We start from the raw sequence: 18219 nt of genomic DNA, 5'->3' as shown, positions 1-18219 counted from the left end.
CGAGAGGTGAACGGGCGGCAACCCTCTGGGGTGCCCGCCGCACGCCGTCAGACCGTCGGGACGTGCGTCTCGATCGCGATGATCCCCGAGCCGGGGTTCGTCGTGGACAGATGCACGACGGAGAATGCGGCGACCTCGAGCGCGGACGCACTGGACACGTAGGAGCCGCGCAGCGTCCCGGTCGCCAGCGCGATCTCGGTGAGCACATCGGGCAGCACAGGTCCGTGGCTGCAGATCACCGCGGGCTTCCGCGACCGCACGCGTTTGCCGATGACGGCGCGGACGTCGGAGAATCCGTCCTCCCAGGCATCCTGGCTCAGGCGAGGGGTCTCGACCGGCACTCGTTCCAGCGCTCTCGCGAGCGGCGCGACGGTCTGCACGCACCGGACGGCGTCGCTGGTGACGATCTTGCGCACGCCGAACGCGCGCAGCGGGCCGACGATCGCCTTCGCCTGGCGCTTGCCCCGCTCGGTCAGCGGGCGACCGGCATCCGGACCATCCCACTCCGACCGGGACATCGCCTTCGCATGACGCAGCGCGATCACGGGGAACGTGTGCAGCACGCCGTCGTCCACGAGCGTCTCGAACGAATCCAGGATCTCGGTGTCCACGGGGTAGCTCAGCTGGGCGCGCGCCTTCTTCAGGCTCACCCACTCGATCGCGGCGATCTCGCCGTTCGGGACGAAGCTCGAGCGGCGGATCGCCTCCTCGGTCGCCTCCGCAGCCCAGTAGTGCACGACCTTCTGGCGCTTCGGACGCATGAAGTAGCGGCTCACCCCGACGGGAACTCCGAGCGCGACCCGGATGCCGGTCTCCTCGTGCACCTCTCGGACGGCGGTTTCTGCGAGCATCTCGCCCGGATCGACCTTGCCCTTGGGGAGCGTGACGTCGCGGTACTTCGTGCGGTGGATCAGCAGGATGCGCAGCTTGGAATCGACCAGGCGCCACACGACGGCCCCTGCCGCATACACGGCCTTGTCGTCGCGCACCACCTCGAGGGGTGCGCCGTGCTGCGTCCGCCCGAGGCTCATCGCACCGAACGGCTCCGACGCCGCCTGCGGATCTGGCTCATGGTCTTATCCTGCAGGTCGATGAGCGGCTTGCCCGCGGCATCCACGGTGTGGCGCATCCAGACGCCGCCTTCGCCGAGATGCCAGGAGTTGGTTCCGTCGTCCATCGCGAGGTCGAACAGCGTGATGAGCTCCTCGACGTGCGCTGGATCGACGACGCGCACCAGCGCCTCGACACGGCGGTCCAGGTTGCGGTGCATCATGTCGGCGCTGCCGATGTGCACCTGCGGGTCTCCGTTGTTGTGGAAGGCGAAGATCCGGGAGTGCTCGAGGTACCGGCCCAGGATGCTGCGCACGGTGATGTTGTCCGTGATCCCCGGCAGATCCGCGCGCAGGCTGCAGATGCCCCGCACCCACACGTCGACCTTCACGCCGGCCGCGCTGGCGCGATACAGCCCGTCGATGATCTCCTCATCGACCATGGAGTTGACCTTTATCCGGATGTGCGCCGGCTTGCCGTCGACGGCGTTCTGCCGCTCGTTCTCGATATGGCGCAGCAGACCCTTGCGCAGGTGCAGCGGTGCGACGAGCAGGCGCTTGAACTTCTTCTCGATCGCGTATCCGCTGAGCTCGTTGAACAGGCGCGTGAGGTCCTTGCCGACCTGCGGGTCGGCGGTGAACAGGCCGAAGTCCTCGTAGATGCGGCTGGTCTTCGGGTTGTAGTTGCCCGTTCCGACGTGCGAGTAGTGCCGCAGCATCCCGTCTTCCTCGCGGATGACGAGAGCGAGCTTGCAGTGCGTCTTCAACCCGACCAGGCCGTAGACCACATGGACGCCGGCCTTCTCGAGCTTGCGCGCCCACACGATGTTGTTGGCCTCGTCGAAACGCGCCTTCACCTCGACCAGCGCGAGCACCTGCTTGCCGGCTTCGGCCGCATCGATGAGCGCCTGCACCACAGGGCTGTCGCCCGAGGTGCGGTACAGGGTCTGCTTGATGGCGAGCACGTGAGGGTCGCGCGCGGCCTGTTCGAGGAACGCCTGCACGCTGGTCGCGAAGGACTCGTACGGGTGGTGCACGAGCACGTCGCGCTTGCGGATGCTGGTGAAGATGTCCCTGCGCTCGTTGTTGTCGCCCGGCTGGAAGGCCAGCGCGGTCGTCGGCAGGTGCGGCGGGTAGCGCAGATCGGGGCGCTGGATGCGGCTGAGATCGAACAGACCGCGCAGATCGAGCGGCCCGGGGAGGCGGTAGACCTCCTTGTCCGTGATGTCGAGCTCCTTCACGAGCAGGTCGAGCGTGAGGTCGTCCATGTCGTCCGTGATCTCGAGACGGATCGGCGGACCGAACCGGCGGCGCAGCAGCTCGGCCTCCAGCGCCTGGATGAGGTTCTCGCTCTCATCCTCTTCGATCTCGACGTCCTCGTTGCGCGTGAGGCGGAACGCGTGGTGGTCGAGGACCTCCATGCCGGGGAACAGGTCGCCGAGGTGGTTCGCGATGAGCTCCTCGAGGCGGAGGAACCGCTTGATCTCGCTGGCCCCTGGGACCTCGACGAAGCGGGGGAGCATCGGCGGCACCTTGAGGCGCGCGAACTCCTGCCGTCCGGTACGTGCGTTGCGGATGCGGATGGCGAGGTTCAGCGACAGGCCGGAGATGTAGGGGAACGGGTGCGCCGGATCGACGGCGAGGGGCATGAGCACCGGGAAAACATGGGCCTGAAAGTACTCGCCCAGGGCGTCGCGCTCGCCGGCGGTGAGCTCGCTCCACTCCGAGATCTCGATCCCGGCATCCGCCAGCGCGGGGCGGACCGAGTTCGTCCAGACACCGGCGTGTCGGAGTTGCAGAGCGTGCGCCTCCCGCGAGATGTCCGAGAGCACGTCCGACGGGGCGCGCCCGACGTTGGTCGGAACGGCGAGGCCCGTGATGATGCGGCGCTTGAGGCCGGCCACGCGGACCATGAAGAACTCGTCGAGGTTGCTCGCGAAGATCGCGAGGAAGTTGGCCCGCTCGAGCTCGGGGAGCGCCGGATCTTCGGCCAGCTCGAGCACGCGCTGATTGAACGCGAGCCAGCTGAGCTCACGATCGAGGTAGCGGTGGTCGGGAAGCTGCGCGTCCTCGAAGCCGAGAGCGTCGAAGTCGTCGTCCTCCGCGTCTCCGAGACCGGCATCGGCGAGTGAGGGATCCATCATGGGATTCATCTAAGCACCGCCAGGTGACGCGCGCGTGAACGGCGTCGCCTCAGCGGGCACCGGCGAGTTGGTCATCCTCGTAGATGTTGAAGCGGTAGCCGACGTTGCGGACCGTGCCGATGATCTGTTCGGCATCGCCGAGTTTGGCGCGCAGGCGCCTGACGTGCACGTCGACGGTGCGGGTTCCTCCGAAGTAGTCGTACCCCCACACCTCGCTGAGCAGCTGCTCGCGGGTGAAGACGCGCGACGGGTGGGTGGCGAGGAAGTGCAGGAGCTGGAACTCCTTGTACGTGAGGTCCAGCGCGCGGCCGTGGAGCTTGGCGGAGTACGACTGCTCATCGATCGTGACGCCTGAGGCCTGCACGCGAGCGGGCTCCGACTTCTCCTCGCTGCGGGCGATCGCGAGTCGGATGCGGGCGTCGGCCTCGGCGGGCCCCGCGGTCGACAGCAGGACGTCGTCGATGCCCCAATCGCCCGACACCGCGCTCATCCCGCCCTCTGTGACGACGAGCAGCAGCGGAGCATCCTGACCCGTGGTGCGCAGCAGTTTGCACAGCGACTTCGCGCCGGCGAGGTCGTGCCGGCCATCGACGATGACGATGTCGCTCTCGGGCGCGGAGACGAGCTGGGCCGGCTCCGCGGGGATCTGACGAACACGGTGGCTGAGCAGATCGAGGGCGGGCAGGACCGACTCCGCAGTGGGAGCAGATGTCAGAACCAGAAGCAGGGCCACGCAACGTCCTTTCGGGCGTCCATGACCGTCGCCCTTGACGACGATCGCGAGCGACGCCGTGCGCCCATGATACCGATGCCGGTGCCGTACATGTCGCGCGGAGGGTCGGATGGGGGACAATGAAGGCATGTCCGAACCCGCTCTGGCTCCTCGCAACGCCTTCACCGGGATGATCGTCGTCTGGGCGGTGGCGCTGCTCGCGGCCGTGGCGATCGGCATCTTCGTCGTCGAGCCGTGGCGCATGCCGTCCCTGCTGGTGGCGTTCGGCGGCGTCGTGCTGCTCGCGTTCGCCACGCAGCTAGGATACGGCCTGACGCACGGCTTCATCGTGCGGGTCTCGGCCAGCATCATGGGAGCGCTGCTGCTGATGGGCGTCATCTCGGTCGGCTTCGGCCTCGCCGCCATCTCCACCGCGGGGTAGAGTGACGGTATGGATCTTTTCGCGCTCGAGCTCTTCTTCATCGGTCTGCTCGGCCTCGCGAGCCTCGCGATCGTGTTCGTCTCCGGAGTCGTCCTGCGGAACCTCTTCCGCGGCCAGCGCTGATCGATCGTGCTCGAGCTGCCGACCGACCTCCCCGCGGATCTCGTTCCGCTCTCCTGGCTCCTGGGTGTCTGGGAGGGCACCGGAGTCATCGACTATCAGGTCGGTGACCACCACTACGAGGGCGAGTTCACGCATCGCGTGAGCTTCAGCCACGACGGCGGACCGTATCTGAACTACTCCGCGACCGGATGGCTCGCCCGCGGCGATGGCGAGGAGTCGGTGCCCCTGGTCGCCGAGACCGGATTCTGGCGCATCGCGCGTCCGGCCGGTCCGACCGACGCGGGCCCCGCGCTGCTGCCGCCGATCGAAGACGCCCCCGCCCGCACGGTCGACGACGTGGAGCTGCTGCGCGCTGAGTCCGGTGGATTCCCGCTCGAGGTCTCGATCGCGCACTCCGACGGCGCGCTCGAACTGTACCTCGGTGAGATCGCCGGTCCGCGCATCGACATCGCGACCGATGCCATCGTCCGCGGCGCCGGAGGCAAGGACTACGCCGCGGCCACCCGCATGTACGGTTTGGTCGACGGCCACCTGCTCTGGGCGTGGGACATCGCGGCGCTCGGTTCCGAGCTCGGCTCTCACGCGTCCGCTCGTCTGGCCAAGGTATGACGGGTTTCGCGGATCTCCCCGGCGCCGTGCTGGACGACGGCGTCGTCGCGCACTACGGCGAGCCGATGCGCGAACAGCGGCGTCTGCTGTCTGGAGACGCCGTCGTGCTGCACGGCGACCGCACCGTCATCGAGGTCGCCGGTCCGGAGCGACTGAGCTGGCTCGACTCGTTCACGTCCCAGGCCACCGCGCGGCTCGCACCGGGGGAGAGCAGCGAATTGCTGATCCTCGACCCGCAGGGGCGCGTCGAGCACGCCGCGGGCATCGTCGACGACGGTGCATCGGCCTGGCTCATCGTCGACACCGGCGATGCCGAGGCGCTGCTGGGCTGGCTGAAGCGCATGGTGTTCCGCTCGCAGGTCACGATCGAACCGCACCCCGAGCGCGCACTGCTCGGGTTCTTCGCGGGCGGTGCGGCCGAGGCCGCGCTCGCCGGAGCGCTCGTCTGGGCGGATCCCTGGGAGCACGTGCAGGCTGGTGGGCATCAGTACGCCGACGTCGCCGAGCACCCGTCCGCGGGTTACGCCTGGCGCATCGCCATTCTCGAAGCGGATGCCGCGGCATCCCTCGCCGGATCCGTGGAAGCCGCAGGGCTGCTGGCGGCCGAGGCGCTGCGGATCGCCGCCTGGCGTCCGCGGTGGGCCTCCGAGGTCGACGAGCGATCGCTGCCGCACGAGACCGATTGGATCCGCAGCGCCGTGCACCTGAGCAAGGGCTGTTATCGCGGACAGGAGACGGTGGCGAAGGTGCACAACCTTGGTCACCCACCGCGCCGCCTCGCTGCGCTGCACCTGGACGGCAGTGACGATGTTCTGCCCGCGCCCGGTTCGCCCGTGTTCGCAGGGGATGCCGAGGTCGGGCACGTGACGTCGGTCGCACGCCACCACGAGGACGGCCCGATCGCGTTGGCGATCCTTTCGCGCCGCGCGCCGGAAGGCGACCTCGTCGTTCGCGTCGACGGTGTGGACATCGCCGCGGCGCAGCAGATCATCGTCCCGGCCGATGCCGGTGCCACAGCAGATGTCCCCAAGCTGACGCGCCTCTCCCGCCGCACCTAGTCCGGCGCGACCGCCGACCACGGCACGGTCAGCTCACCCAGGCGCCACCGGCTGCGGCCGCCCAGAACCGGCCATCCCTGCGCCTTCAGTGCCGTCACCGCGGCGATGAACCGCTGAGTCGCACCGAACGTCGACAGGGGAGCGGCTCTGTCCCACTCCCGGTCGAGGCCGACGAGCAGATCGTGCACACGCTCGCCGGGGACGTTCCGATGGATGAGCGCCTTCGGCAGGCGCTCTGCGACGATTCCCGGCCTCTCGAGCTCGGCCAGTCGCAGTGAGATGGTGAAGCGCGCCGGCACTCCGTCCGCGGTCACATCCACCCAGCTCGCGATCCGGCCGATCTCGTCGCACGTTCCCTCGACGAACAGTCCGCCGGTCGCCAACCTGCTCGCGACCGTGCGCCACGCGTCTGCGACGTCCGCCTCGTCGTACTGACGCAGCACGTTCATCGCCCGGATGATCGCGGGACGACGTCCGCCCGAGACGGGCACCTCGAATCCGCCTCGCTCGAATGACACCCGGATGCCGGCGTCGAAGGCGGTGCGACCGGCACGGACCTCGGCGAGCTGGGCGCGGGCCGTCGACACGCGCGCGGGGTCGAGTTCGAGGCCGAGGACCTCGGCATCCGGGCGCACACGAGCGAGCCGCGCGGCGAGCTCGAACGCCGTGACCCCGCTGGCGCCGTAGCCGAGGTCGATGACGAGAGGGTCCGAAGCCGCGCGGAACACGGCCGAAGCGGCGATCCACCGATCGTTGCGCCGCAGGCGGTTGGTGCCGGTGGTGCCGCGCGTCGGCCTGCCGAGCGGAGATGACGCCATGGGTCAATCCTGGCAGGGCTGCTCGATAAGCTGGAATCATGACGCGCACCCTGATCCTGCTCCGCCATGGCCGGAGCGAATGGAACGAACTGAACCTGTTCACCGGATGGGTGGACGTCCGCCTGAACGCACAGGGCGAGGCCGAGGCACGCCGCGGCGGCGAGCTGCTCGCCGAGGCGGACCTCCTGCCCGACGTGCTGCACACCTCGCTGCTGAGCCGCGCGATCCAGACCGCCAACATCGCGCTGGACGCAGCCGACCGCCTGTGGATCCCCGTGACCCGTTCGTGGCGTCTGAACGAGCGGCATTACGGCGAGTTGCAGGGCAAGGACAAGGCCGAGACGCTCGAGCAGTTCGGACCCGAGCAGTTCCAGCTGTGGCGTCGCTCATTCGACGTGCCGCCGCCCGAGCTCGACGACGCCAGCGAGTTCAGCCAGGTGAACGACCCGCGGTACGCGGGCATCGACGGCGAGGTGCCGCGCACCGAGTCCCTCAAGCTCGTGATCGACCGCCTGCTGCCGTACTGGGAGAGCGCGATCGTCCCCGACCTGGAGGCCGGCAAGACGGTCCTCGTCACGGCGCACGGCAACTCGCTGCGCGGCCTCGTCAAGCACCTCGAGGGCATCAGCGACGACGACATCGCCGAACTCAACATCCCCACCGGCATCCCGCTGGTGTACGAGCTCGACGAGAACAACGTCCCCACCGGCCCTGGTCGCTACCTCGACCCCGAGGCCGCCGCAGCCGGCGCCGCCGCGGTCGCCGCGCAGGGCAAGAAGTAGGACGACACGACGAAGGCCGGATGCTGTGACAGCATCCGGCCTTCGTCATGAACGGGTCAGGCGTGCCCGAGCTCCTGCTGCTCTGCCACCTGGGCTTCGAGCGCCAGCGCGATGTCCTCTTCCTGGACGGCCCAATCGCCGGTGGAGAGGTAGACGACCTTCTTGGCGACGGCGACCGCGTGGTCGGCGAAGCGCTCGTGGTAGCGGCTGGCGAGCGTCGCGTCGACGGTCGCATGCGCCTCGCCCTTCCAGTTGTCGCTGAGCACCTTCTCGAAGACGCTGGCGTGCAGCTCGTCGACGTCGTCGTCCGCGTTGCGGATCGCGTCGGCGAAGCGGAGGTCCTGCGTGCGCAGCAACTCGCTGAGGGTGCGCGAGATCTCGACATCCAGCTCGCCCATCTTGGTGAAGGTGCCCTTGAGGCCCTTCGGGATGGCGCGCTCGGGGAAGCGCAGTCGTGCGAGCTGGGCGATGTGCTCGCTCATGTCGCCCATCCGCTCCAGAGACGCGCTCACGCGCAGGGCCGTGACGACGATGCGCAGGTCGCGGGCGACCGGCTGCTGGCGTGCCAGGATCTCGATGGCCTGCTCGTCCAGGGCGACCGCGAGCAGGTCGATCTTGGCGTCATCGGCGATGACCTCTTCGGCGAGACCGACGTCGCTCGTCGCGAAGGCGCGGGTCGCCTTGTCGATCGAAACCGTGACGAGATCGGCGATCTCCACGAGGCGGGACTGAAGGTCCTCAAGGGACTGGTGGAAGACTTCGCGCATGTGCGGCGCAACCTTTCGGGTCTCAGCGGCGTGGTACGGCCGATCGGTGGGCGCAGCGCCTCGTGCGGGCCCGAAGCGATTGTGTTCGTCGAAGGTTAACGAACGGTGCCCAGAACGTGAATAGTAGTTCGCCACGACCCGCTGTGGCGCGGAAACCCGCAGAAGTCGTGGTGAACGCACTCTACGCTTGTTCTATGACCACGCCGCAGATCGCGCTGCTCGCCCTCGCCATCGGTGTGCTCATCGGCGCGGGGATCTGCGGCCTGATACTGCTCGCCTACCGGGCGCGTGCGGAGGCCGAAGCCGAGACGTCGACGACGATTCCGCCGGGCATCACGGACGTCCTGCTCAGCATGGAGGATGCGGCCTGCGTCGTCGACGCCTCCGGACTCGTGCTGGCGACTTCGCACGCCGCCGAGCTCTTCGGGATCGTGAGCGGCTCGACGCTGGAGAACCAGGAACTGCGTCAGCTGGTGCGCACCGTCCGCTCCACCGGCGCATCGGAGACCGAGACCATGCGCATCAGGCGCACCGGCACGACGCTGGACCCCCGGCTCGTGTCCGCGCGTGCCAGCGCGGTGGGCGCCCGGCTGACCCTCCTCGTCATCCGCGACGTCACGGAACAGGAGCGCCTCGATGAGATGCGCCGCGACTTCGTCGCGAACACCAGCCATGAGCTCAAGACCCCTGTGGCCTCGGTGAGTCTGCTGGCCGAGGCCATCGAGTCGGCTGCCGACGATCCGGCTCAGGTGCGGGCGTTCGCGAGCCGCATCTCGGCGGAGGCGACGCGTCTCGGGCAGCTCACGGGGCGCATCATGAGCCTCTCGCGGCTCCAGGCGGCCGACGGGCTCACCGACGTCGCCATCGTCGCGATCGACGAAGTGGTCGCGGCATCCATCGAGGCGCATGCCATCCAGGCCGATTCCGCAGGGGTCGAGCTCGCCAGAGGCGGCGACCGCGACATCTGGGTGCGCGGCGACGCGCAGATCCTGATCGAGGCCGTCGGAAACCTCATCGCGAACGCGATCGTCTACTCACCGCGCGGATCGCGCGTCGGCGTCGGCGTCAGGGCCGCCGAGGGGGTCGTCGAGATCGCCGTGTCCGACCAGGGCATCGGCATCTCGGAATCCGACCGTGAGCGGATCTTCGAGCGCTTCTACCGCGCGGACGAAGCCCGCTCCCGCCGCACCGGTGGCACCGGGCTCGGTCTGTCGATCGTCAAGCACGCGATCCATCGCCACAGCGGCGAGGTGCGGGTCTGGTCCCGCCCCGGCCGTGGATCGACCTTCACCATCCGCCTTCCGCGAATCGATGCCCCCGAGCCGGAGGACATCAGCAGGAAGACCAAGAAGAAGCGCACGAAGAAGGCCGCGAAAGCGGCCCGCGCACGAACCGGAGAGAGCGTATGACCCGCATCCTTCTCGTCGAGGACGAACCAGATCTCGCCGATCCCCTCGCCTATCTGCTGCGTCGTGAGGGCTACGAGGTCGAGATCGCCGAAGACGGCCCCGGTGCGCTGAACGCGTTCCGGGAGCAGGGCGCCGACATCGTGCTGCTCGACCTGATGCTCCCCGGGATGCCGGGCACCGAGGTGTGCCGCCAGATCCGATCGACCTCGGCGGTTCCGATCATCATGCTCACGGCGAAGGACTCCGAAGTGGACATCGTCGTCGGGCTCGAGCTCGGTGCGGACGACTACATCACCAAGCCCTATTCGTCCCGCGAACTGCTCGCGCGCATGCGCGCCGTGTTGCGCCGCGTCGTGCAGGCCGAGAGCGAACTCGACGAACGCGTGCTGGACGGCGGGCGCGTGAGCCTCGACATCGACCGGCACACCGTCACGGTCGCAGGTTCCCAGATCAACATGCCGCTGAAGGAATTCGAGCTGCTCGAGGTCCTGATGCGCAACTCGGGTCGCGTGCTCACCCGGGGGCAGCTGATCGATCGCGTCTGGGGCAGCGACTACTTCGGCGACACGAAGACGCTGGACGTGCACATCAAGCGCATCCGATCGCGCATCGAGGAGAACCCGTCCGACCCGACGATGCTCGTGACTGTCCGCGGTCTCGGTTATCGCTTCGAGGGCTGACCCCTCGACGGGCTCAGCGCACGACGGACGAAGAAGGCCGGTCACCCGTTTCGGGGACCGGCCTTCTTCGATGTCAGGATGCCGAGGCTCAGTGCTCCTCGGACTCCGAAGCGTCCGGCTTGTCGGTGGGCACCGGCGTCTCGGTGGGGACGGTGACCTCGTCGTCGATGCGGATCTCCTCCTCAGCGGGCTCCGGCACGAGGTCGGAGTAGTAGGGGAGGGCGCCGTCCAGCACGGGGACGTCGACTGCGTCGCCGGTTCCGTCGCCGGACTGGAAGTAGACCTCGACCGTGGAGCCGGGGGCGAAGGTCAGGTCGCCGTCGGCGTCCGCGCTGTCCAGCAGCAGAGGTTCCTCGTTCGCGCCGAGGCTGACGGTCTCTTCGGCGGGGACCTCGATCTCGAAGGGCTCGAGACCCTGCAGCTCCACCGTGACGACGACGTCCTCGTCGGTCGGGTTCACGAACGCCGCGACCAGGTTGCCCAGTTCGCCGCTCTCGTCGGCGATGATCATCGCGTTGCGGATGGCGACGGGGCCGGACGAGTCGGCGACGTTCACCCCGTCGGATGCGGAGTAGGCGATGGTGCTCGCCTGGGGGGTGATGAAGGTGCACCCCGTCGCACCCGTCAGCACGACAGCGCTGAGAACGACAGACGCAACAAGGCGCGATTTCACGGGTCCTCCTGAGATGCGGCGGGAAATGCACGTCCATTCTATGCGTACGCCGGGGCGGCCGTCGGGACGGAGGGGGCGCAAACCTTAGTGCATGTCGCCTGTGGTATCCTGGAGGTTGCCGAAAGGACACGCTTTTATGCTTTTTGAGGTTGGCGAGACCGTCGTCTATCCGCACCACGGAGCCGCGACGATCATCGAGGTCAAGGACCGTATCATCAAGGGCGAGACGAAGAAGTATCTGAAGCTCAACGTCACGCAGGGGGATCTGATCATCGAGGTCCCCGCCGAGAACGTCGACCTCGTCGGGGTTCGCGACGTGATCGGCAAAGAAGGGCTCGACCACGTGTTCGAGGTGCTGCGCGCCCCGTTCACCGAGGAGCCGACCAACTGGTCGCGTCGCTACAAGGCGAACCTCGAAAAGCTCGCTTCGGGGGACGTGATCAAGGTCAGCGAGGTCGTTCGCGATCTCTGGCGCCGCGATCAGGACCGCGGGCTGTCCGCGGGCGAGAAGCGCATGCTGGCGAAGGCTCGTCAGATCCTCATCTCCGAGCTCGCGCTCGCAGAGAAGATCGACGAGGACAAGGCCGGCGCCCTCCTCGACGAGGTGCTCGCTTCCTGAGCGGATGACTTACGAGAAAAGGCGGATGCTTCGGCATCCGCCTTTTCTCGTCTGCGCAGGTAACGTGAGAGCGTGACCGTGCTGCCCGTACCCGATACCGCCATCATCGTCGTCGCGGCCGGATCGGGCACGCGTCTCGGCGCCGGCGCCCCCAAGGCACTCGTGGGGATCGATGAGCGTTCGATCCTGCGCCATGCGCTCGACGGCGTGTTCGCTGCAGCGCCGATGCAGGTGATCGTCGTCGCACCGGCGGGATTCGAGGGGGAGGCCGAAAGCGAGCTGCTCGCGGCGGCCGGCGACCGGGCCGACTTCGGGCGAGTCGTCACGGGCGGGGCCACGCGACAGCTCTCGGTGGCGGCCGGACTCGCCGCGCTGTGGGCCGATGTCACCCGCGTGCTCGTGCACGATGCCGCACGGGCACTGACGCCCTCGGCGCAGATCGACGCCGTCGTACGAGCGGTCGCCGGCGACGCGGGAGCGATCCCGGTGCTGCCGGTCGTCGACACCCTCAAGCGCGTCGAGGGTGCGGCGGTCACGGGCGGCGTCGACCGATCCGAGCTCGCCGCGGCTCAGACGCCGCAGGCATTCCCGAGGCTTCCGCTGGAAGCCGCCTACGCGACCGCTCTCGCCTCGGGCGTCGAGTACACCGACGATGCGGCGCTGTACGCCGCAGCAGGGCACGACGTGCACCACATCCCCGGGTCGGAGCGCGCCTTCAAGATCACGACGCCCGCAGACCTCGAGCGCGCACGGCAGCTGCTGGGCGCGGTGGCGTCCGGCCCGGTCATCCCGGTCGTGGGGGTCGGTACCGACGTGCATGCCTTCGGCGGTGAAGGAAACCTCTGGCTCGCCGGCCTGGAATGGCCGGGGGAGCCCGCGCTCTCCGGGCACTCGGACGGGGACGCCGTGGCCCATGCGATCGTCGACGCGCTGCTGGGGGCCGCAGGCCTCGGCGACATCGGCCAGCACTTCGGCACGTCGCATCCGGAGTATGCGGGAGCGCACGCCGACGTCTTCCTCGCCCGCACGCTCGAACTGGTGAACGAGGCGGGCTGGAGCATCGGCAACGTGTCTGTGCAGTTCCAGGGGAATCGGCCGCGGTTCAGCGCCCGCCGCACCGAGGCGGAGCAGGCGCTGTCGAGTGCGCTCGGGGGAGCGCGCGTGACGGTGTCGGCGACGACCACCGACGGTCTCGGGTTCCCCGGCCGCGGCGAGGGGATATCGGTGACCGCGATCGCCGTTCTCGTGCCGGACGTTTCACGGATCCGATGACGAATCACGGAGATTTTCCCCCGATCCGTTCGTGATTCGTCACAGCGTCCGTGATTCGTCGCACCTGGCGGCCGTTCAGCACCGCCCCGGTAGGCTGTTGCAGTGACCATCCGTCTCTACGACACCCGCGCACAGCAGCTGCGCGACTTCGTGCCTCTCGACCCCGAGAACATCACGATGTACGTGTGCGGACCCACGGTGCAGTCCGGCCCGCACATCGGGCATGTGCGCAGCGCCCTGAGCTACGACATCCTGCGGCGCTGGCTGCAGCACCGCTACGGGCGCGTCACGGTCGTGCGCAATGTCACGGACATCGATGACAAGGTGCTCGCGAACGGCACGGACGCCGAACCCTGGTGGGCTCTGGCTTATCGGATGGAGCAGGAATTCGCCGCGGCCTACGCCGGCATCGGCATCCTGCCTCCGACGTACGAACCCCGCGCTACCGGCTCGATTCCGCAGATGCAGGAGCTGATCCAGACGCTCATCGAGCGCGGGCACGCCTACGCGGCTCCGGACGGATCGGGAGACGTGTACTTCGATGTGCGCTCCTGGCCGGCATACGGCGAACTCACGCGGCAGTCCATCGACGCGATGGAGGCCGCGGAAGACGCCGACCCTCGAGGCAAGCGCAACCCGCAGGACTTCGCCCTCTGGAAGGGCGCCAAGCAGGACGAGCCGGCGGATGCCGTGTGGCACTCGCCCTGGGGCGACGGTCGCCCCGGATGGCACATCGAATGCTCGGCCATGTCGAAGCGGTATCTCGGCGCCGAGTTCGACATCCACGGCGGCGGACTCGACCTGCGCTTCCCGCACCACGAGAACGAGCTCGCGCAGTCGACCGCGGCCGGCGACGGCTTCGCGCGGTACTGGGTGCACAACGGCCTCGTGACCGTGGACGGCCAGAAGATGTCGAAGTCGCTGGGCAACGTCACGCTCGCCGCCGATGTCCTCAAGGCGCACGATCCGCTGGTGGTGCGCTACGCGCTCGCCGCGGCGCACTATCGTTCGAGCCTCGACCTGACGGAATCGTCGTGGGCGGAGGCCGAAGCGGCGCTCGGCCGGATCCGAACCTTCGTGGAGCGCGCCGGGCGCGTGGTCGGCGACGAAGCAGCATCCGATTCCGGTATCCCGGATGCTTTCGCTGCAGCCCTGGACGACGACCTCGGCATTCCTCAGGCGCTCGCGGTGCTGCACGAGACCGTGCGCGTCGGCAACACCGCGCTGGACGCTCGCGATGCCGACGGCGTGCGGGCCGCGCTCGGTTCGGTGCTGTCGATGCTGTCGATCCTCGGCATCGACACTCGCGCGCAGCAGCAGACGAACGGCGCAGGAGCCGAGGCATCCGCCCTGGACACCCTCGTGCGCACGATGATCGACCAGCGCGCGCAGGCGCGCGCCGACAAGGATTGGGCAGCGGCGGATCGCATCCGCGACGCGGTCGCTGCCGCAGGCATCACTCTGGAGGACACTCCGGACGGAACACATTGGAGTATCGATGGCTAAGCCAGGCAACCCCTCAGCGGGCAAGGGCAAGAAGAAGGGCCCGACCAAGGGAACCGGCGGGCTCGGGCGCAAGGCGCTCGAGGGCCGCGGACCGACGCCGAAGGCGGAGGATCGCGCCTGGCACGTCGCTGGTAAGCGCAAGGCCGCAGCCGAGCGCTACGCGGCGTCCGGCGGCAAGGGACGCCCAGGCGTCGCTGGCAAGCGGCAGACGTCGGGCGGCAACCCGAACCGCTCGGCACGCGCGAAGGACAACACCTCCGACACCGAGACGGTCACCGGGCGCAACTCCGTGCTCGAGGCGCTGCGTACGAAGATCCCCGCGACCGCGCTGTACATCGCGCAGCGCGTCGAGATGGACGACCGCGTCAAGGAGATGCTCGCGATCGCCAAGCACCGCGACATCCCGATGCTCGAGGTCACGCGTCAGGAACTGGACCGCATGGCCGGCTTCGACGGCGTGCACCAGGGCGTCGCGCTCAAGGTGCCGCCGTACGAGTACGCCCACCCGCAGGATCTGCTGGAGAAGGTCATCGCTCGTGGTGAGGTGCCGCTGTTCGTCGCGCTCGACGGCGTGACCGACCCGCGCAACCTGGGCGCGATCATCCGCTCGGCCGCGGCCTTCGGCAGCCAGGGGATCATTCTTCCGCAGCGCCGCTCGGCCGGCGTCAACTCGGCGGCGTGGAAGACGAGCGCCGGAGCCGCGGCGCGCATCCCCGTCGCGCTGGCCACGAACCTCACGACCCAGCTCAAGGAGTTCAAGAAGCAGGGCGTGTTCGTGCTCGGTCTCGACGGCGACGGCGACGTCCTGCTGCCGCAGCTCGAGCTCGCCGATCGTCCCGTGATCATCGTCGTCGGATCCGAGGGCAAGGGACTGTCGCGCCTGGTCACCGAGACCTGCGATCAGATCGTCTCTATCCCGATCTCGACCGCCACCGAATCGCTGAACGCCGGTATCGCGACCTCCGTCGCGCTTTACCAGGTGTCCACCGTCCGAAACGCGCTGAAGTAGCAGAGGGGAAGCACATGGCTCGCATCGTCGTCATCGGAGGAACCGGCTACGCCGGACGCCACATCGTCCAGGAGGCGGTGAACCGCGGACATGAGGTGATCTCGGTCTCGCGTTCGGCGCCCGCGAATCCGGTCGACGGCGCGTTGGCCGTGCAGGGCTCGGTGCTCGACATCGACGCTCTCGGCGACGTCTTCGATGGTGCGGATGCCGTGGTGTCCGCCCTCTCGCCCCGCGGCGACATGGCGGAAGCAGTGCTCGGCGCACTCCGCGGGCTCATCGCGAAACTGAGCGGGACCTCCACCCGGCTCGGCGTCATCGGCGGTGCGGGCGGCAGTCTGGTCGCCCCCGGCGGCCCTCGGCTGTTCGACCAGGACTTCCCCGAGGAGTACAAGCACGAGGCACAGGTGGGCATCGACTCACTCGCGCTTCTGGAGGCGTCGGATGCCGGTCTCGACTGGTTCTTCGTCCACCCCGCCGAGGTCTTCGGGCCGTGGGCAGAGGGGGAGCGCACCGGTCACTACCGCGACGGCGGCGACGTCCTCGTGCGCGATGCCGACGGCAAGTCGTTCATCTCGGGGGCGGACTTCGCCATCGCCATGGTCGACGAGATCGAGCAGGGCAACCACCGCCGCGAGCGATTCACGGTCGGCTACTAGATCGAAATGCCCCGGTCCCGCTGAAGCGGGGGCCGGGGCATTCGTGTGCGACGAGCGCTGCGTCAGTCCCGGGTCAGCGGACCTTGAGCTCGCGTCCGTGCACGGTCAGCGCGTAGATGACGAGGATGTCGAGAGCCAGCACCGTCAGCGAGAGCCAGGGCTGCGCTGCGATGAGGGTCAGCTGGGCGATCGCGTTCAGGGCGACGAGGATGATCGCGATGACCCTCGCCCAGGTCGCGCCTCCTGCGAGAGCGAAGCCGATCAGCAGGATCAGCGCGCCGAGGATCAGATGGAACCAGCCCCACGCTTCGATGTCGAGCGAGAACAACCCCGCATCGGCGACGAAGTAGAGGGTGTCGGGGCCGATCAGTGCCTGCAGTCCGTGGAAGACGTTGAGTGCACCCGAGATGATGAGGATGACGGCGGCGAAGACGCCCCATCCCACCCAACCGGTGGCAGTGGTGGTGTCGGTCATGGGATTTCCTTTCCGTATGCGGATCGGTCCTATTCTGAGAGCAGGCTGCGTGCGGCCGCCTCATGCAGGTCGCATGATTCGTTCGCCTGCGGGTGCTGCGTCACACCAGATCGCGCCAGTCGAGCGCGGCCGTATCGTCCGACACCGGGACGGCGTCGGTGACCACGGGGATCGCCATCGTCTCGGTCGGCGGGCCCATGATGGTGGCCTCGTCGCGACGGTGTCGCAGCACTTCGTTGATGTAGCTCGTCAGCACTTCGGCGAGTGGCACCGAACGACCCTGTGCCTGCGACAGATACCAGCGGTGCTCGAGCACCTGGTGGAAGACCTCCGCCGGTTCGAGCTTGGCTCGCAGGTCGTACGGGATCGCGCGGACGACCGGCTCGAAGACGCGCGTCAGCCACTCGTGCGCGTACATCTCCTCATCCGCCCATTGCTTCTTCGACCGCGCGCGGAATTCGTCCAGGTCGTTCAGCAGCCGCCGGGCCTGGTTCTCTTCGACGTCGAGGCCCGTCAGGCGGATCAGGCGTCGCTGGTGGTGACCTGCATCGACGACCTTCGGCTGGATCTCGACGAGAGTGCCGTCCGCCGTGGTCGACATGGACATCTCGTCGATGTCGAATCCGAGGGCGTTCAGCCGCTCGACGCGCTCGGTGATGCGCCAGGTCTCGTTCGCCGAGAACGACTCGTGGGCGGTGAGAGCACCCCAGAGGGAATGGTAGGACGAGACGATGCCATCGGCGATCGCCACGGCATCCACGCCGTGCTCGAGCCGGCCACCGGCGGCGAGGTCCATGATCTCCCCGGCGATGTTCGTGCGGGCGAGATCGAGATCGTAGGCGCGCTGACCTTCGGTGAGTCCTTCCTCGTGCAGCTCACCGGTCTCGGCATCCACCAGGTAGGCCGCGAAGGCCCCGGCGTCCCGGCGGAAGAGGGTGTTCGACAGCGAGACGTCGCCCCAGTAGAAGCCGACGTTGTGCAGACGCACCAGCAGCAGCGCCAGGGCGTCGACGAGACGGGTCGCGGTGTCCGGTCGCAGCACCCGGGTGAAGAGGGCGCGGTACGGCATCGAGAAGCGCAGGTGCGAGGTGACGAGTGCGGCGGGAAGCACGGTGCCCGCGGCATCCGTCCGGCCGTCGATGACGGCGACCCTGGCCACGCACGGCACGTCGAGCTTGGCGAGGTTCCCGAGCATCTCGTACTCGCGTCGCGCCATCTCGGAGGTGGTCTCCTTGACGGCGACGACGCGTCCGGAGAGATCGGCGAAGCGGACCAGGTGCCGGGAGAGACCCTTGGGAAGCGAGACGATGTGCTCGGACGGCCACTTTGCCAGCGGCACCGACCAGGGCAGTCCGAGGAGTCCGGGGTCGACGGCGCTCGCCGTGATGCGCAGTGCGTCCTGCATCGGGTCTCCTC

At 68.4% G+C, this 18219-nt stretch carries 19 protein-coding genes; 11 read left to right on the top strand and 8 right to left on the bottom strand.

What is annotated here, in order from left to right; genetic code table 11:
* Positions 1-47: 47 nt before the first annotated feature.
* Genes AC3ANJ_RS14020 through AC3ANJ_RS14010 form a run of 3 tightly spaced genes read right to left on the bottom strand, consistent with a single transcriptional unit; the run spans position 48 to position 3926 of the window.
* Positions 48-1031 carry an NUDIX hydrolase gene (locus AC3ANJ_RS14020; protein ID WP_488316833.1) on the bottom strand — a complete coding sequence of 328 codons (984 nt, stop codon included), beginning with the start codon at positions 1029-1031 and terminating at the stop codon, positions 48-50.
* Positions 1028-3193 carry an RNA degradosome polyphosphate kinase gene (locus AC3ANJ_RS14015; RefSeq protein ID WP_488316832.1) on the bottom strand — a complete coding sequence of 722 codons (2166 nt, stop codon included), beginning with the start codon at positions 3191-3193 and terminating at the stop codon, positions 1028-1030. Before AC3ANJ_RS14015 ends, AC3ANJ_RS14020 begins: the two co-directional genes overlap by 4 nt.
* Positions 3194-3242: 49 nt before the next feature.
* Positions 3243-3926, bottom strand: a complete 684-nt coding sequence (locus AC3ANJ_RS14010) for a winged helix-turn-helix transcriptional regulator (RefSeq protein ID WP_488316831.1) — start codon at positions 3924-3926, stop codon at positions 3243-3245.
* A 127-nt stretch (positions 3927-4053) separates the two neighbouring features.
* Between AC3ANJ_RS14010 and AC3ANJ_RS14005 the strand changes: the two genes are divergently transcribed.
* From AC3ANJ_RS14005 to ygfZ, 3 genes are all read left to right on the top strand, one after another.
* The gene (locus tag AC3ANJ_RS14005; RefSeq protein WP_406249326.1) at positions 4054-4347 is read left to right on the top strand and encodes a hypothetical protein; all 294 of its coding nucleotides are present in this window, start codon (positions 4054-4056) and stop codon (positions 4345-4347) included.
* Positions 4348-4476: 129 nt separating this feature from the next.
* Positions 4477-5079: a heme-binding beta-barrel domain-containing protein gene (locus tag AC3ANJ_RS14000; RefSeq protein ID WP_488316830.1), complete on the top strand. Its 603-nt coding sequence runs from the start codon at positions 4477-4479 to the stop codon at positions 5077-5079.
* Positions 5076-6137, top strand: coding sequence for a CAF17-like 4Fe-4S cluster assembly/insertion protein YgfZ (gene ygfZ, locus AC3ANJ_RS13995; RefSeq protein WP_488316829.1), 1062 nt, complete (start codon positions 5076-5078; stop codon positions 6135-6137). The genes AC3ANJ_RS14000 and ygfZ overlap by 4 nt, the downstream gene beginning before the upstream one ends.
* Here the strand turns inward: ygfZ and AC3ANJ_RS13990 are convergent.
* Entirely contained in the window at positions 6134-6955 is an 822-nt protein-coding gene (locus AC3ANJ_RS13990; protein ID WP_488316828.1) for a class I SAM-dependent methyltransferase, read from the bottom strand. The genes ygfZ and AC3ANJ_RS13990 overlap by 4 nt on opposite strands.
* A gap of 38 nt (positions 6956-6993) precedes the next feature.
* Between AC3ANJ_RS13990 and AC3ANJ_RS13985 the strand changes: the two genes are divergently transcribed.
* Complete coding sequence (locus AC3ANJ_RS13985) at positions 6994-7737, top strand: phosphoglyceromutase (protein ID WP_406249331.1); 744 nt, start codon at positions 6994-6996, stop codon at positions 7735-7737.
* 56 nt (positions 7738-7793) lie between these two features.
* Here AC3ANJ_RS13985 and phoU read toward each other — a convergent pair whose 3' ends face one another.
* Positions 7794-8504: a phosphate signaling complex protein PhoU gene (gene phoU, locus AC3ANJ_RS13980; RefSeq protein WP_406249332.1), complete on the bottom strand. Its 711-nt coding sequence runs from the start codon at positions 8502-8504 to the stop codon at positions 7794-7796.
* 194 nt (positions 8505-8698) lie between these two features.
* Here phoU and AC3ANJ_RS13975 point away from each other — a divergent pair, with 194 nt between their 5' ends.
* Positions 8699-9913: a sensor histidine kinase gene (locus tag AC3ANJ_RS13975; RefSeq protein ID WP_406249333.1), complete on the top strand. Its 1215-nt coding sequence runs from the start codon at positions 8699-8701 to the stop codon at positions 9911-9913.
* Entirely contained in the window at positions 9910-10593 is a 684-nt protein-coding gene (locus tag AC3ANJ_RS13970) for a response regulator (protein ID WP_406249334.1), read from the top strand. Before AC3ANJ_RS13975 ends, AC3ANJ_RS13970 begins: the two co-directional genes overlap by 4 nt.
* An 88-nt stretch (positions 10594-10681) precedes the next feature.
* Here AC3ANJ_RS13970 and AC3ANJ_RS13965 read toward each other — a convergent pair whose 3' ends face one another.
* Positions 10682-11266, bottom strand: a complete 585-nt coding sequence (locus tag AC3ANJ_RS13965; protein ID WP_488316827.1) for a DNA modification methylase — start codon at positions 11264-11266, stop codon at positions 10682-10684.
* Positions 11267-11402: 136 nt separating this feature from the next.
* Here AC3ANJ_RS13965 and AC3ANJ_RS13960 point away from each other — a divergent pair, with 136 nt between their 5' ends.
* From AC3ANJ_RS13960 to AC3ANJ_RS13940, 5 genes are all read left to right on the top strand, one after another.
* Positions 11403-11885 carry a CarD family transcriptional regulator gene (locus AC3ANJ_RS13960; protein ID WP_264157127.1) on the top strand — a complete coding sequence of 161 codons (483 nt, stop codon included), beginning with the start codon at positions 11403-11405 and terminating at the stop codon, positions 11883-11885.
* 72 nt (positions 11886-11957) lie between these two features.
* A complete protein-coding gene (ispD, locus tag AC3ANJ_RS13955; protein ID WP_488316826.1) occupies positions 11958-13157 on the top strand; it encodes a 2-C-methyl-D-erythritol 4-phosphate cytidylyltransferase in 1200 nt (399 codons plus the stop codon).
* A gap of 102 nt (positions 13158-13259) precedes the next feature.
* Entirely contained in the window at positions 13260-14663 is a 1404-nt protein-coding gene (gene cysS, locus AC3ANJ_RS13950; RefSeq protein ID WP_488316825.1) for a cysteine--tRNA ligase, read from the top strand.
* Positions 14656-15672, top strand: coding sequence for a 23S rRNA (guanosine(2251)-2'-O)-methyltransferase RlmB (gene rlmB, locus AC3ANJ_RS13945; RefSeq protein WP_406249338.1), 1017 nt, complete (start codon positions 14656-14658; stop codon positions 15670-15672). Before cysS ends, rlmB begins: the two co-directional genes overlap by 8 nt.
* A gap of 14 nt (positions 15673-15686) precedes the next feature.
* Positions 15687-16328: an NAD(P)-dependent oxidoreductase gene (locus AC3ANJ_RS13940; RefSeq protein WP_488316824.1), complete on the top strand. Its 642-nt coding sequence runs from the start codon at positions 15687-15689 to the stop codon at positions 16326-16328.
* A 73-nt stretch (positions 16329-16401) separates the two neighbouring features.
* Here AC3ANJ_RS13940 and AC3ANJ_RS13935 read toward each other — a convergent pair whose 3' ends face one another.
* Entirely contained in the window at positions 16402-16803 is a 402-nt protein-coding gene (locus AC3ANJ_RS13935; protein ID WP_488316823.1) for a DUF7144 family membrane protein, read from the bottom strand.
* 100 nt (positions 16804-16903) lie between these two features.
* Positions 16904-18208, bottom strand: coding sequence for a DUF4032 domain-containing protein (locus AC3ANJ_RS13930; RefSeq protein ID WP_406249340.1), 1305 nt, complete (start codon positions 18206-18208; stop codon positions 16904-16906).
* Positions 18209-18219 lie beyond the last annotated feature (11 nt).

It is taken from the genome of Microbacterium sp. STRO-1N (assembly GCF_057748015.1).
The sequence above is the reverse complement of the archived record's forward strand: the minus strand, read 5'-3'. Positions and strand labels throughout refer to the sequence as shown.

Coding starts and splice junctions, on each gene's coding strand:
- AC3ANJ_RS14020 (WP_488316833.1), bottom strand. CDS start 1,031: ATGAGCCTCGGGCGGACGCAGCACGGCGCACCCCTCGAGGTGGTGCGC.
- AC3ANJ_RS14015 (WP_488316832.1), bottom strand. CDS start 3,193: ATGATGGATCCCTCACTCGCCGATGCCGGTCTCGGAGACGCGGAGGAC.
- AC3ANJ_RS14005 (WP_406249326.1), top strand. CDS start 4,054: ATGTCCGAACCCGCTCTGGCTCCTCGCAACGCCTTCACCGGGATGATC.
- ygfZ (WP_488316829.1), top strand. CDS start 5,076: ATGACGGGTTTCGCGGATCTCCCCGGCGCCGTGCTGGACGACGGCGTC.
- AC3ANJ_RS13990 (WP_488316828.1), bottom strand. CDS start 6,955: ATGGCGTCATCTCCGCTCGGCAGGCCGACGCGCGGCACCACCGGCACC.
- AC3ANJ_RS13985 (WP_406249331.1), top strand. CDS start 6,994: ATGACGCGCACCCTGATCCTGCTCCGCCATGGCCGGAGCGAATGGAAC.
- phoU (WP_406249332.1), bottom strand. CDS start 8,504: ATGCGCGAAGTCTTCCACCAGTCCCTTGAGGACCTTCAGTCCCGCCTC.
- AC3ANJ_RS13975 (WP_406249333.1), top strand. CDS start 8,699: ATGACCACGCCGCAGATCGCGCTGCTCGCCCTCGCCATCGGTGTGCTC.
- AC3ANJ_RS13970 (WP_406249334.1), top strand. CDS start 9,910: ATGACCCGCATCCTTCTCGTCGAGGACGAACCAGATCTCGCCGATCCC.
- AC3ANJ_RS13960 (WP_264157127.1), top strand. CDS start 11,403: ATGCTTTTTGAGGTTGGCGAGACCGTCGTCTATCCGCACCACGGAGCC.
- rlmB (WP_406249338.1), top strand. CDS start 14,656: ATGGCTAAGCCAGGCAACCCCTCAGCGGGCAAGGGCAAGAAGAAGGGC.
- AC3ANJ_RS13940 (WP_488316824.1), top strand. CDS start 15,687: ATGGCTCGCATCGTCGTCATCGGAGGAACCGGCTACGCCGGACGCCAC.
- AC3ANJ_RS13935 (WP_488316823.1), bottom strand. CDS start 16,803: ATGACCGACACCACCACTGCCACCGGTTGGGTGGGATGGGGCGTCTTC.
- AC3ANJ_RS13930 (WP_406249340.1), bottom strand. CDS start 18,208: ATGCAGGACGCACTGCGCATCACGGCGAGCGCCGTCGACCCCGGACTC.